Annotated in this window: 14 protein-coding genes, 1 pseudogene and 1 other annotated feature; all 15 genes and pseudogenes read right to left on the bottom strand. The window is 41.0% G+C overall.

The genetic code is table 11. The annotated features are described in order from the left end of the window. Positions 1 to 57 precede the first annotated feature (57 nt). The 15 genes and pseudogenes from HWX64_RS09105 to HWX64_RS09040 all read right to left on the bottom strand — a co-directional run bounded on the left by HWX64_RS09105 (position 58) and on the right by HWX64_RS09040 (position 16998). Positions 58 to 1059, bottom strand: coding sequence for a tryptophan--tRNA ligase (locus tag HWX64_RS09105; protein WP_175989147.1), 1002 nt, complete (start codon positions 1057 to 1059; stop codon positions 58 to 60). 48 nt (positions 1060 to 1107) lie between these two features. Then, positions 1108 to 1351 (bottom strand) — a binding site (T-box leader). Between the two features lie 53 nt (positions 1352 to 1404). Beyond that, positions 1405 to 2031, bottom strand: a complete 627-nt coding sequence (locus HWX64_RS09100; RefSeq protein WP_175989146.1) for a metal-dependent hydrolase — start codon at positions 2029 to 2031, stop codon at positions 1405 to 1407. Positions 2032 to 2115: 84 nt separating this feature from the next. Continuing rightward, the gene (locus tag HWX64_RS09095) at positions 2116 to 2751 is read right to left on the bottom strand and encodes an NUDIX hydrolase (RefSeq protein ID WP_175989145.1); all 636 of its coding nucleotides are present in this window, start codon (positions 2749 to 2751) and stop codon (positions 2116 to 2118) included. 50 nt (positions 2752 to 2801) lie between these two features. Then, complete coding sequence (locus HWX64_RS09090; RefSeq protein WP_254871126.1) at positions 2802 to 3674, bottom strand: GNAT family N-acetyltransferase; 873 nt, start codon at positions 3672 to 3674, stop codon at positions 2802 to 2804. A gap of 222 nt (positions 3675 to 3896) precedes the next feature. Then, positions 3897 to 4469 carry a VanZ family protein gene (locus HWX64_RS09085; RefSeq protein ID WP_175989144.1) on the bottom strand — a complete coding sequence of 191 codons (573 nt, stop codon included), beginning with the start codon at positions 4467 to 4469 and terminating at the stop codon, positions 3897 to 3899. A 98-nt stretch (positions 4470 to 4567) separates the two neighbouring features. Then, positions 4568 to 6457: a selenocysteine-specific translation elongation factor gene (gene selB, locus HWX64_RS09080; RefSeq protein ID WP_175989143.1), complete on the bottom strand. Its 1890-nt coding sequence runs from the start codon at positions 6455 to 6457 to the stop codon at positions 4568 to 4570. Between the two features lie 309 nt (positions 6458 to 6766). Further along, complete coding sequence (locus tag HWX64_RS09075) at positions 6767 to 7366, bottom strand: SCO family protein (protein WP_254871072.1); 600 nt, start codon at positions 7364 to 7366, stop codon at positions 6767 to 6769. A gap of 89 nt (positions 7367 to 7455) precedes the next feature. After that, on the bottom strand, positions 7456 to 8280 hold the full coding sequence (gene coaW, locus HWX64_RS09070) for a type II pantothenate kinase (RefSeq protein WP_175989141.1): 825 nt from the start codon (positions 8278 to 8280) through the stop codon (positions 7456 to 7458). Beyond that, on the bottom strand, positions 8277 to 8573 hold the full coding sequence (locus HWX64_RS09065; RefSeq protein ID WP_175989140.1) for a hypothetical protein: 297 nt from the start codon (positions 8571 to 8573) through the stop codon (positions 8277 to 8279). Before HWX64_RS09065 ends, coaW begins: the two co-directional genes overlap by 4 nt. Before the next feature lie 232 nt (positions 8574 to 8805). Further along, a complete protein-coding gene (locus tag HWX64_RS09060; protein ID WP_175989139.1) occupies positions 8806 to 9957 on the bottom strand; it encodes a Ger(x)C family spore germination protein in 1152 nt (383 codons plus the stop codon). Further along, positions 9954 to 10962, bottom strand: a pseudogene (locus HWX64_RS09055) (spore germination protein). Before HWX64_RS09055 ends, HWX64_RS09060 begins: the two are co-directional and overlap by 4 nt. A gap of 304 nt (positions 10963 to 11266) precedes the next feature. Further along, the gene (locus HWX64_RS21900; RefSeq protein ID WP_254871071.1) at positions 11267 to 11413 is read right to left on the bottom strand and encodes a hypothetical protein; all 147 of its coding nucleotides are present in this window, start codon (positions 11411 to 11413) and stop codon (positions 11267 to 11269) included. A gap of 134 nt (positions 11414 to 11547) precedes the next feature. Next, complete coding sequence (locus HWX64_RS09050) at positions 11548 to 12597, bottom strand: endospore germination permease (protein ID WP_175989138.1); 1050 nt, start codon at positions 12595 to 12597, stop codon at positions 11548 to 11550. A 127-nt stretch (positions 12598 to 12724) separates the two neighbouring features. Next, positions 12725 to 15859, bottom strand: coding sequence for an AAA family ATPase (locus HWX64_RS09045; RefSeq protein ID WP_175989137.1), 3135 nt, complete (start codon positions 15857 to 15859; stop codon positions 12725 to 12727). After that, positions 15856 to 16998: an exonuclease SbcCD subunit D gene (locus tag HWX64_RS09040; protein WP_175989136.1), complete on the bottom strand. Its 1143-nt coding sequence runs from the start codon at positions 16996 to 16998 to the stop codon at positions 15856 to 15858. Before HWX64_RS09040 ends, HWX64_RS09045 begins: the two co-directional genes overlap by 4 nt. Between the last annotated feature and the right edge of the window lie 110 nt (positions 16999 to 17108).

The following is a 17108-nucleotide window of genomic DNA, read 5'->3' as shown; positions in this document are numbered from 1 at the left end:
CTGGGAAAGAGGCTGGGACATCTGTGTATGTCCCAGCCTCTTTTAATATTTTCACCTTTAAGAGTGGATGATCCCGATTTTCATTTTGACTTCTTCTAAGAAAGGTCTGGTTTTCTTTCTTGCTTTTTCCGCACCATGCAATAACATTTCATTAAGCTTATCAGGGGATGCCATCAACTCATTATATTTTTCACGCGGTTCTTCTAAATGTACATTCATGACTTTAAAAAGCTCTTTCTTGGCTTCACCCCAGCCGATCCCGGTTAGGAAGCGACTTCTCATTTCTTGTGTTTGAACTTCTGTTGCAAATTCTTTATATAACGAAAAAATGATGGAATCATCCGGATCCTTCGGCGCTTCAGGCGGACTGGAATCTGTCTTGATCTTATTGATCAGTTTTTGGAGCTTTTTCGGTTCTTCGAATAATGGAATGGTATTATTATAGCTTTTACTCATTTTACGTCCATCCAATCCGGGGAGTACTGCGGTTTCTTTTTCGATGACATACTGAGGCAGTGTGAATGTTTCCCCGTAGGTATGATTAAAGCTTTCAGCGATATCCCTTGCGATTTCAACATGCTGGATTTGATCCTTACCAACCGGAACAATTTCAGCTTGAAAAAGAAGAATATCCGCAGCCATCAAGATCGGATACGTAAATAACCCCATATTTACCCCTGTATCTGCTTCTCTCCCTGAGTGATGATTTTCCTCGACAATGGATTTATAGGCATGTGCGCGGTTCATCAATCCTTTTGGTGAGAAACAGGCTAAAATCCAGCTTAATTCAAAAATCTCCGGAACATCTGATTGCCTGTAAAAGATTGCTTTTTCCGGATCAAGCCCCAACGCTAACCAAGTTGCTGCAATGCCCCTGCTGAGCTGGTTCATTTCCTCTCTGTCATGTATCTTCGTAAGTCCATGATAATCCGCTACAAAATATGCAGGCTGGTATAATTCATTTTCGGCCAGCTCAAGAGCGGGTTTTATGGCACCGATATAATTCCCCAGGTGCACCCTGCCTGTTGGTTTGATTCCGGTCAACACTTGCTTTTTCATTACTTTCATTCCTCCCATTTCTTTAAACACAAAAAGGCTTCCAGTCCTAAAAAGGACGGGAAACCCGTGGTGCCACCTTCATTCGTCCACTGCCGTGAACGCACTTATCTGTACAGAGGAATCCTTCCTCGATACATTGTCCCTTGTATCGGTGGGACTTTCCGCCAAACCTACTTTTATTTCAGCCTGGATGCTCAAAAGCCCATTCGACTGTTTTCCCACACTGATTCTCACCGGCCATCAGCTCTCTGGAGTGTTTCAACAGCTTACTTTTCTTCATCATTGCATAGGTTATATTCTTGTTTCCAATATTTTATAGCACGTGAAAAAAATGGTCAACAAATTTTATATTTCTTTCGTTGTAAATGGCAGAAATAATTTGACGCCTCTTTTATTGAAAGGAAGGAATTTCATATCCCCGACTAAGTGGCTGGCATATCCCAGCATGCACGCTTCAAAAATGCCCTCAATCATCAGTGAAGACTCAAAGTATTTTGCGATGAATCCAAAAAAAGTCAAACCCAGCAGAGAGTGAGTATAACTCCGGTGTGAAACAAGTGAAGCGATTACGATGTAAATTCCAAGCAGCCATATCCAGGTTTCACTAAGGTGCCAGCCTGCTGCCGTCACCCCGATTCCCGTAAAGGTCAGCATCCTCCTCTGAGTAATCACGGTGGAAAGCAGTAAAATACCGATACCGTACCCTATACCGATCCATTGTTCCCTTCCTTGCTCTTCCAGGAAACTGTAAACCATCATCATAAAACCAATTACCTGTGCCACCGCCCGAATCATCCTCGGTGAAAATGTCACCTTATTACTAAGCTTGCCATCAATATCCATATCTGGCATCAGACCGGCAATTCCACCGACTGTAACAAGTATGGCAGTCGTGCTTAAGTCTGATCCCATTGAATTGGCTGTAATAAATCCTGCCGCTGCTCCCGCGGCCATATGTGCTGTACCGTTCACAACACTCCCCCTTAATCTGCATGCATAAATACTGAAATTATCATGATAGAGGATTAAGGATAAAATGAACATGGGAAACTTGAATTATTTTTCCAACAGCTGTCTCTTTACTATCTTAATAATTTCATGAAAATAAGACAGCGGATGGTCTACAAAATCATTTATTGAAATGTTCCTGCTAATGTATACCTTATTTGAATCTTCATTAACAATAAAGCCCTCTGATTCGATCTCAGCTTTTTCCTGGAAAAAAAGATGCTCGAAGTCCCGCAGACTCGTACGGAAGATCCCTGAACATTCCTCCACTTGAAGAGAAAAGTGTTCAAATGCCACCGGTTTTGTAAATAGAAAAACATTTGCTAATTCACGGTCTGTAAAACCCCCGCCATTCAACTCTTCCTTGATTACACCTGTAAAAATAAGTTCATTGATGCAAATGTCCAGCCCCAATTCTTCTTGGATCTCCCTTACTCCATCTTCCATCAATTCATGAGACAGAATATGCCCGGCAGCTGTGATATCCAACAGTCCGGGGTAATCTTTCTTGCGTTCACTCCTCAACTGAAAATAAATATAATCTTCCCCGCTGTTTTCATCATGGTGAGCCAGCCAGCAGTGGAAGGTTTCATGCCAGTACCCTTTTTCATGCACTTCCGACCTGGGACGCTCTCCTAATCTATTATAATCTTTATCAAAGATGGATAGTCTTTCTTCGTTCATGGTCCCATCTCCTTCCAACCGGGGGTCGAATCTCCTTGAACCCCGCCATATTATGTATTGTGCAGCCTCTTATAGGCAGCCATCAGTTCTTCCACCGGAATATTATCAATCTTCATCCCTGACAAATCACAGTCCTCAATCATAATACCCTTTAAATTGCAGTTAGAAAAACTGGTTCCCTGAAGCTCACATCCTTTAAAGCTCAAGGGATCTTCCCCCTCTCCCAAATCAGTGTTCCGAAAGGAAACGGCACCCAGGTTCACATGGGCAAATTGACTATTTGAAAGATTTAAATCTGCAAATAGGGAGTGTGTAAAATTGATATTTTGAAATTTTCCTTGACTCATATTACAGTTACTCACGTGACTACTCATCAGGTTGCTGTTACTGATCGAACTTCCTTCCAACGTAACCCCATAGAATTCAGAATGACTCGAATCACAATGTTCGTAAATGCTTCCTGAAAGGTCTTTTTCCTTTAGTAGATTCTTATGCTCTGCCTCCTTTTCCATCCTCTTCTCGTAACAATATTCATCATCAGATCTAAACGTTGTTCGATACCCTGCTTTTTCGTAAAAGCGGTGATTATTCTTTTGCCTCGCAGATGTTTCAAGATTCCATATTCTCACTTCAGGAAATTCTTTTTCAATCAATTCAATCACCCTGGTACCAATACCTTGCCCCTGAAAGTCAGGGTGGATAAAAATGCGATCGATCCTTCCGTACGCTCGCCCTGAACTTGTCACGATGATTCCTCCAGCTACCTTTTCCCCATTTAATATTTTATAGACTTCCAATTCCCCAATCATATACCTGTTCTTTTCAACCGAAGCATATCCAGGAGGCTGTATATTGTAATCCACCTTGTAATTTTCTTCATCAAGCCACTTAGCAGCCTCACCATCAAACGCTAGTTTCTTTATTTAAGTCAATAATTCAGCATCATCAAGTGATGCCTTATGTATTTGTATTTCCATGTATGTTCTCCTTTGAAAATTGATATCCCTACAATATTAACATAATTTTCTAACTTTATATAACCATGCATTCCCAACCCCTGAAAGGGTCCTCAGCATTTATAGACAGTGAACCTAAGAAAAGGGAGCATATACCTTCCGTAAGGTATATGCTCCCGGTGACTCCTATCATCTATTTAGTTTGCCATTTAACTTCAACAATCTGTATAAGAAACCTCCTATGATAAATAAAATACCGCCTAGAAGCGATCCCAACGAATTCATCAGCCAATCATCAATATCAGTGGACCTTCCTAAAGGAAGAAAATATTGGGTCAATTCGATAAAGAATGAAAAGAGTGACCCGAGAAACGTCACCTTCAAAAGAATCGCCCTTTGATGACGCATCCACCAGCTTGAAAAGAAAGCGAATGGCACAAAGAGAATAACATTGGCTATTAAGTTACGGATCGGCACTTCCAAATGATTCCGATATAAAAGGTTCAGTTTCAGATTGGAGAAAGGCTCCATGTTGGTATCGCCTTTAACCCCGCCGTTCATTCCTCCGTCACCAAGAAATGGTGTTAGGGTGATCATACATATACCGCCAATGGAAATCGAAAGCAATAAGACGGGAAGGAGGTTCATCCACCTTCCCTTGCCTTTTTTCTTTTTCCATACGGAGACGGCTAGGATAGAAGTAATGGTAACCAGTGCAAGAATGGGGATCACCCATCCAAATGCTCTCCATAATTCCTGCATCTTACGTCTCCTACTTTCTTGCCTTGTCTATTTACTAAGATATACAATTGTATGAGTACATTTATACCACATTTCTCGAAAAGAAAAACCTATCAGTCTTAATCTTCATAAGAAATCCATTTCCTCTCTTCTTTCATTCTGACTGTATACCCTTCTTTATCCAGCCTTTCTAAAAAAGGAATCATGTATTTACGAGATATGCCCAGAATCTCTTTTGCTTGGGCTACTGTAAAAGTGCTGCCCGTATGTTCTTTCAGATCTTCTACAGCTTTTTCATACACCCCATGAGCATACGCATATTTTTCATCCAGCGGGACGATCCACTTCTCCTGTATAAAGAAGTGATAAAAAGATTGTCTCAGGGACTCAGGTATGCCAGCCTCTTGAAAATAGTCTATCATCTTTTTTACATTCAGCCCATCTTTCCTGATGGAATGAAGCATCTGCAAACACCTTTTTTCCCATTGAGTAGGAAGGCTCGGAGCGAAACCCTCTAAACGAAAGAAGCCCTTCTCTCTCGTTACTTCTTTTTGTTGAAGTAACCTTTCGATACTATATTGAATCACAACATCAGTGAAAGGCTGAAGCAATGGTTGCAGCTCCCCTTTGTTGATTCCTTTTTGGAGTGGGTGACTTTCATGGTAGGAACAAAGAACATCCTTAATCATTTCTTTACATCTCTCCACAATGCTGAGGTGGGTTATGCTGGAGGCGCGCAGCTCTATCCACCCTTGCTGCTTCAATAGTTCATTAAGTTCTTCAGGATTGATGGATGCTTCTTTAAGAATGGATTCAACAGGCAGGCTCTTCTTCTTTTGAAGAAGTTTTAAGATTCTTTCTTCCGGTGTCCCTTCCTCTATAGAACGTAACTTTGTGATCGTTTCGCCGCCGAATTTATACTTTCTTCCGTTTGGATTAATGATCCAGCCGCCGCCGAGTGTTTCTACAGGTGTTGGTCTCCTTATAATAAATCGATCACCGCGCTTTACCACGATTTTATCATTTAATCGAATCTGACAAAGTATGGAGTCTTCTTGTTGTTCCACCTTATTCCGGTCGAAGAATATAAGTTTACCCATCACTTCGGATGTTCCTGTATGTACTTTTATTTCCATTCTTTGTTTAAGGTCATGCTCAATTCCTCCAAGGATGTTTAGTGACACATCAACCGTGTCCGTTACAGCAAAATGTGAAGAGGACACCAATACGTTTCCACGTTCTACGTGTTGGTAATTGACCCCTGCTAAATTGATTGCTGTCCGCTGACCTGCAAATCCTTGCCGGGTATTGATCCCATGGACTTGGATTTGTCTTGCTTTCGCTCGAATTCTTTGAGGGAGAATGGTGACATCCGTTCCCGTCAAGATCGTTCCCTCGTATATAGTCCCCCTAACGATCGTGCCTTGCCCTTTCAAGGTAAATACCTGATCGATCGACAAACGAAACTCACCTTCTGCACTCTTGACCGGAATATTTTCTATAGAGCGTATGATTAAATCCTTTAGTTCTGGGATTCCTTCCCCTGAAACACTATCTACCATCAAGATAGGAGCGCCCTCAAAAGGAGAACCTTTAAGCTCTTCTTCTACCTCATCTTTTGCAAGCTCTCTCAAGTCAGCATCCACATTTGATAATTTCGTGAGCACGACAATCCCATTTGAGATACCAAGGAGGGAAAGGATATCCACATGCTCACGTGTCTGAGGCATGATGCCTTCGTCTGCAGCGACAACCAGCACAACAAGATCAATCCCAGCTACGCCAGCAATCATCTTCCTGACGAAGCGTTCATGACCGGGTACATCAATGATGGAAATCTGCATGTCATCTCTTTGGTAAAGAGGGGCGAAGCCAAGTTCTATTGAAATCTGCCTTTCCTTTTCCTCTCTGAGCCGATCAGTGTCGATATTGGTGAGCGCTTTAGTGAGCGTAGTCTTGCCATGATCTATATGTCCGGCCATACCGACCGTATAAAATCGTTTATGCACCCTTTTTCACCTGCTCCCGCTACGATTTCCTTTGCTTATAATGTGTAAATAATACTCCCGTCATTAATGCAAAACATGCGATGAAGAGCATGCCTTTCATGGTTTCCCCTTCTGAAAAAGACTTAATTGTCCACATTAGGATCACTACCGTGATGACGCAATCAAAGATAAAGATTCCTTTTGTTTTTCGAATTTTCTTCACCCACTTCAATAATTGAATAACTATTCTAACTTTACCATATTCCCATATGTGAATAAAAAAATAGCCGAGAGAAACAGGTTTGTTTCTCTTGACTATTCTTGTTGCAGCTACTCTTTTGAACCCTCTTCAATCAGGGTCTTCATGTCTGCCGTGATTTCATCATAAGGAACGTCGCTGTTACCACTGTAACTCTTAACAACCACACCTTCTTGATTCACTAGAAAGAAGCTTGTCTGATGAATGACTTGATCGGAATTGGGGTCTTTAGCCACAATTGTTTTAAAAGAATGTTCGGCGAAGTCCTTGATTTCATCAAACTGATAACCGGTCAACAATTCCCATTTACTGGTATCTGCTTGGTATTTCGAAAGATACTCTTTTAATACTTGAGGTTTATCATTCTCAGGGTCTACACTGAAGGAGACAATCTTGTAATCCTCCACCCCTTCCTTCTTCAGTTCCTCTTGAAGCTTGGTCAGGTTGAACGTCATCGGCGGACAGACAGTTTCACAGTTAGTGAAAATAAAATCCGCAATCCAGACTTTTCCCTCTAAATCCTTTAAACTCACTTCTTCATTGTTTTGGTTGGTATAAGTGAAGTCTGCTATTTCATAATTTGTTTCTGCTTGGAAGTCACTGTTGCTGCAACCCGCAAGGAGAATACCCAACAGAGTCATCACCACTGCCAGTGTTTTTAACTTAGACACTTCAATCTCCTCCGCTTTCACTGCTGTTCTCATTCTATGTTAGTAGATAGAAATAGAAAAAACAATGCGCTTCCCATGAGTTTCCATGACTATTTTGTGAAATCCCCCTGTTCTTTCAAACCTAAGCTCAGGGCACCGAGACTGCCTGAGAAGGCTCCATTACCTATAAAGATGGGATCATAATCAAGCATCTCTTTGAATTGTGACAGATCTTCTTTCAGAGATGTATTCGCACGGAGGGTACTGCCGATAAAGACGATAGACCCAGTGTTGTGTGTGATTGAAAGTTGATGGGCCAATAAGATGATTGTCTCCGCCATCATATTGGTTAATGACCTTAATACATCTTCTTTCCTGGTCTTACAATCTGCATATTTGGCAAAGTTAGCAGCTGTTAAATAATCGGGAACAGGTGACTCCTGACCTTCATAAATCTCATTCACCATCAAGTCGACCGATTCCCGGCGGCCGTCTGCGGATAACCTCACCAACTCAGAAAAGTCCTTCACACCCGTCAGTTTAGTACCAAGCCCCATAAACATACCCCCGCCTATGCCGCTGCCAAGTACTCGTGTGAAATTACGATCATCCACTTTAAAAAAGGAAGTCCCCGTTCCGATATTCACGAGAATGAATCGGTCTACATTTTTTTGTTTTTGTTCCTTTAAAAGCAATCGTGTCCCTTCCTCAACTGCTTTGAATTCAGGGTACACTGCACAATGAGGAATCATTGATTTAATTTTCCCTGCCTTGCCGCCGGTTACATATATTTTTGCATGAGGTGAAGTGAGTTCGAGCCACTTTATCACAGAAAGTAATTCTTTACTGTCATAGGTTTTATAATGGTATCTCCCTTGCTCTTCGTACACAACTTTAGTAAGTGTTCCTCCTGCATCGATTCCAATAGCCTTCATTCTGCTTCTTCTTTCATTTTCTTTTTTGAAAATAAATAATGCAGAATATACCCATGGATCACCATGATGACCAGGAAAGCGATAAGATAATAAAATACGCCCATGATCCCCTTAGAAAAATCCTCTGTCAAAAGCCACCAGATGGACGCTAAAAGCAGGAAGAAAAATTGAAGCGCAACCCCTTCTAAAAACGGCTTCTTGTAACTGTTGAAATCCAATAGCCTCTTCCAGCTCCACCCGATTGCCACTGCAGCTGAGATTAATAATAATAATATATAAATACTCATTTTCATTATTATCACCTGCTTTTTTATATTCTTATTGTCTTAATCATATTAAACTTATTTGGAAATATAAAGTGTAAATAGAAGAGTCAGGTAAATTACACTGATTTTCCACAGGTGGTTATTATAATGAGTACATGATGAATACTGAAATTCCGTTCTCTATAACCCCGGATAAGAAGGAAATAAAGGTTTTGTAATGCGATATTGAGCCACTGATGCGGCTATCCACAGAAAGGAATCAGTCCTTCACTTTATCAAACCGGTAGGCGTTATAATGAGTAATACTTACCTTGACATTGATTTTTTCTAAAGAATCTTTACTAAGATAAAATGAATTCCCATCCTTGAGTGCCTTGTATTGACCAGCATTGAATCTGTAGTATTTCTCACCGACATTCAGTAGATCCACCTTCTTTTCAATCCCGATATCATAAACAGATTGAACTTCCTTTTTGATTGAATCCTCCAATGAACCTTTCACCTTTTCATAGGGTACATCCTTAACCTTTTCCAACAGCTCCGCTTCCACATTCACATTAAGTATAAATGAGGGTTTATTTGAGTCCTTGCTGTATTCCACTTTCAATTTTTGTGAGGATAATTTAAAGGTAGCGGCCAATTCATCTTCCAAATAAAGACCATAGTTGACTTGGTTCCTTTTATGGAGGAGCCAGTCAACCCATATAGCCTCCTTGGATGGAAGAGATCCCCTGTATGAGGAACTCTGAAACAGGCTGTAACCATTCAGCAAGAGTGAAGGATTGGGAGCATCAGTTTCCCATGCCTCATGATTGATTGTCAGTATTGGAATGGTGGCAGATCCCATCGGCTCATAATATTTTCTTAAGAATGACATTAGGCTGACTGGACCTATGTCATCCTGACTTGGTTCAATATGCTCTTCAGTCAACAAAACCGTATAAACAGGAGGATAACTAAATAAGCCTTTTGTGTGGAGGAGTTCCTTTATATTTTGATCGGTCGTGAATAATAAAAGGTTAGGTCTCAACGAACGGTTTCTCCCTACGTCCTCCAGCACTTCCTTGAATTTATATTCCATCACATTTTTGGATAACACGAGCGCTTTTGTATGCCCAAAGAACAATGGCGGCCTGGAAACCCTGTACAACTTACTTACTGCGAGATTCATCGTTTTACCAGTTGCCGTACCGACCAATGTAGGTACTATCTCCGCGGGCCTGGTTTCTTGTTTAGCAACATTAATAAAGTTCAAGCCTTGCAGATAAACTGTATATTCATCATGATCGGGATCATAGTCCATACCGATTGTCACGACATATGTCAGGTCCTGAATATTTTTAATCCCGGTACATCCTGACAAAAGAAGTAATAAAAATATGATACAGATTTTGATTGTCTTAGAAGTCACGATCCTTCATTTCCCTTCCTTTCAGAATCTGCCGGACTTGTCGATTTCGTTCGATCCTTATAAAATTGAAGTGGTAACTTTATATATGCCCGAAGCGTTTCCGTTAAACTAATAGGAGCGACAGAACCCAAGTATGGGACGCCAAATGAAGATTTTGTGGCTAAATATAGGATGGTGACCACAAAGGATAATATTACTCCAAACAAGCCGAATAACGTGCTTAAAAGTAACACGATAAACCTTAAGATTGTAAGCCCGTTCTTTAATGATTGGTTTACAAGTGTAAAAGATGAAATATACGTTATCGCCCCTACAACGAGCATAGTAGGGGAAGTTAACCCAGCTCGAATGGCAGCATCCCCGACAATGAGACCACCAAGTACCGAAACAGTCTGCCCGATGGCCCGGGGCAGCCGTACGCCAGCTTCATTAAAAAATTCAAACAAAAACAGCACAATGAACATTTCAACAGGGGCAGAAAGCGGCAAGCCAAATCTTGACATCGAAATCGTAGCGACAAGCAAATAAGGAATCTGTTCCAGGTTATAAGCAGAAAAAGCTACCCACATACCCGGTAGAAACCCAGATATAAGTAAGCCGCTCATCCTGATCACTCGTTCTATCGAGACGTAGAAATAATTGATGTTTGAATCTTCAGGCGATTTTGTTTGTAAAAGTAAATTGACAGGTGCAAACGACACAGTGGGACACCCGTCCACCATAATGGCAAACCTGCCTTGTTTTAAGCTTTCCACGATAAAGTCAGGTCTTCCGGTATAATCAAAGCCTGGAAATATCGAATAAGGTGAATCACCTATAAGCGACTCAAGCTCTTCATTGGAGACTAGTACGTCAATTTCAATTTTTTCCAGTCTTATGAAGTTCAACCAGTACCCTTTCATCAAGCACATCATCTAAATATAAGACTGCCACTTTAGTCTTACTTCTGCTGCCCAGAGTATATTTCTCGACACATAATGATGGTGAAAAAAGTCTTCTCCTCACTAAAGAGATATTTGTATTCAAATCCTCAACAAACCCGTCTTTCGGTCACCTGATTGATGTTTCCAGCGCCGATTCTTCCGGATCCCGCTTTGGAAGATTCCCAGCCTGAACACCAAAGATTACATCCTCTACAAAAAAGAGCACATAGCCTGTAAATAAGGATGATAAAATGTGTTCTTGATTCTGATCGGTAAGATTTTCAACTTGAAAATATGCCTGGAACTTTTGTATAACGGGTTTTTCTGTAAGTATATCGAGCCTGGGCAGAATGAATTTATCAAGGTATTGGGTGTCTATGAGGCTCTCAAAAAAAAACCAGTGTTACCTTTCCCTGTTCAAATCGATGTTCTTTAAAAAGTAAATCCTGACTTTTAGAAAATAAGGATTTTAAACCTTCCATCTTTTCTTTTGCTGTAAGCTTTTTACCTTTATCTTTTAAATCATGTTTCATACTAAACAACATCCTTTTTGTGTGGGCAGCATATTTTATTGAAACGGATTGTTGCTTTCCAGGAGTCAGCCTGCTACCTTTTCCCTTACCTTAACGTGAGCCATTAATGGAGAATGCCTTCACAATCAAAGCACTTACAATGATCTGAAACAGTAAAAAGACAACAGTGAAAGGAAGAAAAATTCATATAAAAAACGATAAAAATAGAATGTATCGATATCAACAAGCAGTAATAACACGAATACAACGTAGAGAGGCACTATAACCCTCAGTTTCATTCTGTCCTTGTTTTTTGAATTGGTAATCAAGAACCCAAATAAAAATATAAACAAACCGATTCTGATGACTGCCCCGGATAACCATTGATAAAGAGCGAAAAAGTCAAGATGAGTGATGAACTCCCCAATGCCCAGTATCCTCCACTGCTCATAAGCGGGATACCTCATTTTCGAAGCTTCCACATATCCGAACTCCATGATATAGGCAGTTAAAGGACCCATGATCAGCCCCAAGAAAATAAGCCTTAGAATAATTAGATGATGCATTTTTATTTTTCCTTTGCTGAAAGGCTGAAGCAGTATGATTATGTATATCTCCAATAATCCGCTCAGAACATAGATCATGCCTTTGTAAACAGGATAAAAGCCGTCGCTGAAAATAGGAAAAAGCAGACTCGGATCTTTCATGTTTGTATTGGTGAAGGCAATGAAAAAGCCAAAAATCATGACCAGCGGTAATAAAAAACCGCTTGCTATGGCCATATATTTTATCCCCGACCATGTAATCAAGAAACAAGTGAATGTCATAATGAGGACAATCAGTAATTTGGGGACATCAGCTAAAAAATATGCCCTTAACCATATTATTAAATCAACGAACGTGATATATGCGCTTGCCAGCAAAAATAAACAGACCGGCAGCCCGAATAGCCAAACGAATGCCTTGTGCCATTTTGACTTCAAGAGGTAAAAAAAACCTTCGGGGGGAGAATTTTTCAGTGTGTAGTAAATAAGAAACGTAGCTATTATTAAGACAGGATAGGAGATGATTACACTCATCCATCCGTCCCTGCCTGAAGCATGTAAAATACTCGGGATGATCATAACGTGGTTTAATAGTCCGGTAGAAAGGATTAATAATAAGGTTAGTTGTCTGGGAATCAGGACTGGCTGTAAGTTCTTCATTTCAAAGCTCCTCAAGTTTAACGTATTTCTATTTATTTCCTCTGATCGACGAAACTAACCTGTTAAAAAACAAAAAAGTCAGGGCTGCCCTGACTTTTTTAATGAATTACCATAATTTTTTAATGTGTTAGACCATGAACTGAAATTCTGTCCTGCTTCCATTTTGTGAGGATATGACCTCCAGGCGCGCATCGATTCTTTCTTTCAATTCAGGGACATGGGAAATCAATCCGACCAGACGGCCGCTGCTTTGGATATCCATCAAAGCTTCTATTGCATGGTCCAGTGCTTCAGGGTCGAGCGTTCCGAACCCTTCATCAATGAACATCGTTTCAAGGGATACGCCGCCTGCATATTGCTGGACGACATCTGCAAGGCCAAGCGCCAATGCCAGGGACGCTTTAAAGCTCTCTCCGCCTGATAGCGTTTTGACATGCCGCTCCTGCCCTGTGTATTGATCAAATATGAGAAGCTCCAATCCGCTTTGTATATTCCCTTTACTTCGGTCTGTCTTCCTGATCAGATTATACCTGCCGGCTGTCATTTTGATTAATCGTTCATTGGCAACACTTAAGATATCTTCAAGGAACGAAGCCAATACATACCTCTCGAATGTAAGGCGGTTTGCGTTTTGTCCGCGCGCAATATCTGCTAGGTGTCCGACCGTTTGATAAGCCTCCTCAAGCTCCTTAATATCTTCATTGATCTCAACCACACGGGTAAGTATATTTTTATTTTCCTGCGTTTGTGAAATCATACGGTTAAGCTCTTCGTTGATTTCCTTCAGCTCTGTAGAAACAGCTTTCAATGAATCTTCAATAATGTGTATCTCAGGCTTCTCCTTATATTCAAGCTGCTTGCTGACATCAGATAGCCGATCTTTGACAGATCGTAAATCTTCACCATATTTCTTTACTTTATCTTCAAGTGCAGCAATCTCTTCGTCCGACTTTTTTGCTTCGTGAAAGGCCCGGTAGTGCGGAAATCCTTCCTGTGTCAATAAAGAAAGAAAAGCTTCCCTCTCCTGCTTCATGTCGGCATCCGCCTTCTCGACTTGAGCCTTCTTATCATTTATCTGTGAGTCTTTTACACTATGCTCGTTTTCACATGCAAAAAATTGTGATTGAGCCTTCTCGAAATCACCCTTCATTTTCACCAATGAATCTTTTGTCTTTTTTAACACAAAATCAAAGTCTTTTCTTGAATTCAGTTCTGAAGGGATTGTCTCTTTTACCTTTTCAAAAGCCGTTTTCTTTTTCAAGAGACTCATTTGAAGTTCTTGATGCTTGGCCTCATGAACCTTACTGGCTTCTTCAAGTTCAGCAAGTTTCTCCCTGCCCTTCTTGACTTGCACTCTCATCTCCTTAAGATATTCCGCTTCTTTTTTCTTTTCAAGAATTTCACCTTTCAGGTGTTCTACACTTAATTGGGCCTCTTCAGTGACTTCCATATAATTTTCAATCGAAAGGTTGTCTGCATTCTTCACTGCCCTTTTAATGAGTAAATGAATCTGCTCTTCAGTTCCTTGGATTTTCGTTTCTTCCTGGGCGAGAGCAAGACTGATTTGTTTTTCTTCTGACTGAAGTGATTGAAGTGTCTCCTTCGCACTGTTCATATCTTCTTCTGAAGGAAGTTGGTGTTCATCTCTGGCAGGAGCAGGGTGATCCAGCGACCCACAGACAGGGCAAGGTGACCCATCCTTTAGATCACGGGCCAGGATGGCAGATTGTGCCGCACGCCACGTGCTGTCCAGATAAGCGACAGATTCAGACGCGTCTTTTACCCGTACACCGATGTTGCTGTACTGCTCATTCAATTGTTTGCATTTTGTCTTGAAATGATCAAGACGGGAAGATAACGTTTGGATTTCCTTAAGTGCTTCTACTAAAGACTCTTTCTCCTGAAGCGATTTTTCAGATTGAAACAACAAATGTTGAATGTCTTCAAGCTTCTCAAGACGACTTTCTCTTTCCTTGATTCCATTTCTTAAAAAAGTGATCTGTTCAGATTGTTTGTTGATCAATTGCTCCTGCTTTGCAGTTTTCTCCTCGAGCTCATTCAATTCCGATTGTAACGAATCGAGCGAATAAACATCTTCTTGGATACTTTCCAGGTGATTGACCTTTTTAACCAAATCATCTCTTAGGGATTCTTTACCTGCCTCCTCTTTATATTGTTTCTTAGCCGACTCAAGCTTCCCGGATACTATTTCTTTTTCTTTTACCAATTGCTGAAGTTCATGCTTTAAGTCTTTAAAGATTTGATTCAGTTTATGACAGTATTCATCCTGTTTCATTAACCTGGCTGCCTTATGAGCAAGAGTGATTTCTTGAGTGATACCTTCCATCTCAGTCTTTTTCTGCTCCAAACTATTCAATTCAGCTGCTAAATTCCCCTGCAATTCAAATAGCTGTAACAGGGTATTCGCTTCCGCCAGCTGCTTATTGATGTTATCTCTTCTGTTTTGGACAGATTGATACGAATTTTGCTCTTCGGCCAACTTCTGTTCCATTTTTTCTATATGAGCCGGCAGGATCCCTACTATCTTGCTGTCATTGATCTGTTCTTCTTGTAATAAAACCTTTAATTCTTCATTTTCATCAGTATATATCTTCAGTAATTCCCTTGTGCGTGTCTCAACTGATGCTTCCACCGTCTTTCTTAAATCATCGGCTTCTGCCTTCAACCCTTCCTGAATCACTTTATAAAGTTGTGTATGGAATAACCTCTGAAGGATGACTTCTTTATCTTTACTATCGGAGGTTAATAGTTTGCGAAATTCCCCTTGAGGTATCATGAGAATCTGTCGGAACTGATTGGCATCCAATTGAATAAGCGATTTTATCTTCTCATCGACATCCCTGACATTAGCAGCAAGCAGCTTCTCTGTACCGTCTTTTTCATACGTGAATAATTCCGCTCTTGCATTGATAGTGGTAAACCCGTTTCCCCTGGCTTTCTTTTTGTCCTGCTGTGGCGACCTCCAGATCCGGTACGTCTTCCCCCTTAGACTGAATAAAAGCTCCACTTCTGTGACGTCTTCATCTTTGGCGAATTGACTTCTCATTTCAGTCGGAGTACGGTCTTCACCACTTGCCTTGCCATAAATCGCATAGGAGATACCGTCAAAAATAGTCGTCTTGCCCGATCCCGTTTTACCTGAAATCACAAACATTGTACGGTTGTCCAATTGACGGAAGTCAATTTCTTCCCTTTCGGCATATGGTCCGAATGCCTGCAATGTCAATTTAAGGGGTTTCATCCTTCCAACACCTCCTGTCTTGCTTTTTCGATGATCTTCTCTAAAACATCTTCCTTGGATTGAGAAAAGTCTCCGGTCGTCATGTCCGAATAAAATTCTTTAAACAATTCAAGTTCGGACTTCTTTTTATCTTCAATCACTTTGAAACTGTTTTTCTTCTTTGCATCCGTCAACTCCAATTTCCGTTCAAGATGCAATACATTCGGGTATACCTGTCGCAGCTTATTTATAGGGTCGATCAGGGTTCCTTCATCATGCAGTGTGACCTTTAAATAATCATCCACTTTCTGAGATTGATAGAAGGCTGGATCAAGCAGTTCTTCCAAGTGCCCTTGCAGCTCTCTCATATCCTGCTTGGGACGTAAGGTACGTTCACTGAGCTCAAACGAACCGTCTTCCTTCATCTCGACAATCGTCACTGACTTCCGTTGCCTAGATTCCGAGAATGAGTATTTCAGAAGAGACCCTGAATAGCGGATCGTATCATGTTTAATTGCATCAGGGCTGTGCAGATGGCCCAATGCAGTGTAGTGAAACGGCTCGAACAAGTCACTGCCGACACACCCCGATCCCCCTACTGACAGGGTTCTTTCTGAATCAGTTGTTTTGCCGCCTAGGACAAAAGCATGTCCCACGAACACATGGGGTTCCTCATGGGTCATACCCTCCTGTATCCTGTTAACAATCGCTTTCATCGCATCATGATGGGAATGAATCGAATCATCTTCTAAAAGTTGACGCACCGTACCCGGTTCTGCGTAAGGAACACAATGAAAATTCACCCCGCCCACATTAATTGGTGTAAAATCTGTAAGTTTTCCCTTCAAGTAAAAGTGGCTGTGCTTATACCACGAGGAGCCGAACGATAGACGTTCAGCGCTGTCATGATTACCTGAAACAGCGACAATAGGTGTGTTCAATTCTACATTGATTCTGTATAGAACCTCATCCAGCAGTTCCACCGCTTCAGTCGGCGGTACGGAACGGTCGTATAAATCACCTGCAATTACGACTGCATCGGGTTTTTCTTCCTCTACCAATTCAATGAATTGCTCTAATATGTATCTCTGCTCTTCCGTCATGTATATACCGTGAACCAGTTTCCCTAAATGCCAGTCGGCCGTATGGATAAATTTCAACGCACAATCTCCTCTCATTACCTGTATCTCTACCCTGAATTATATCAAACTCTCATGACGCGGGGAAAAGGAATTGTTACCAAGACAGAACGTTCGTTCTCATTATATAT

This window comes from Bacillus sp. Marseille-Q1617, assembly GCF_903645295.1.
Taxonomy (GTDB): domain Bacteria; phylum Bacillota; class Bacilli; order Bacillales; family Bacillaceae_B; genus Rossellomorea.
Note: the sequence above shows the minus strand (reverse complement) of the source record. Positions and strands in the feature narration are given on the sequence as shown.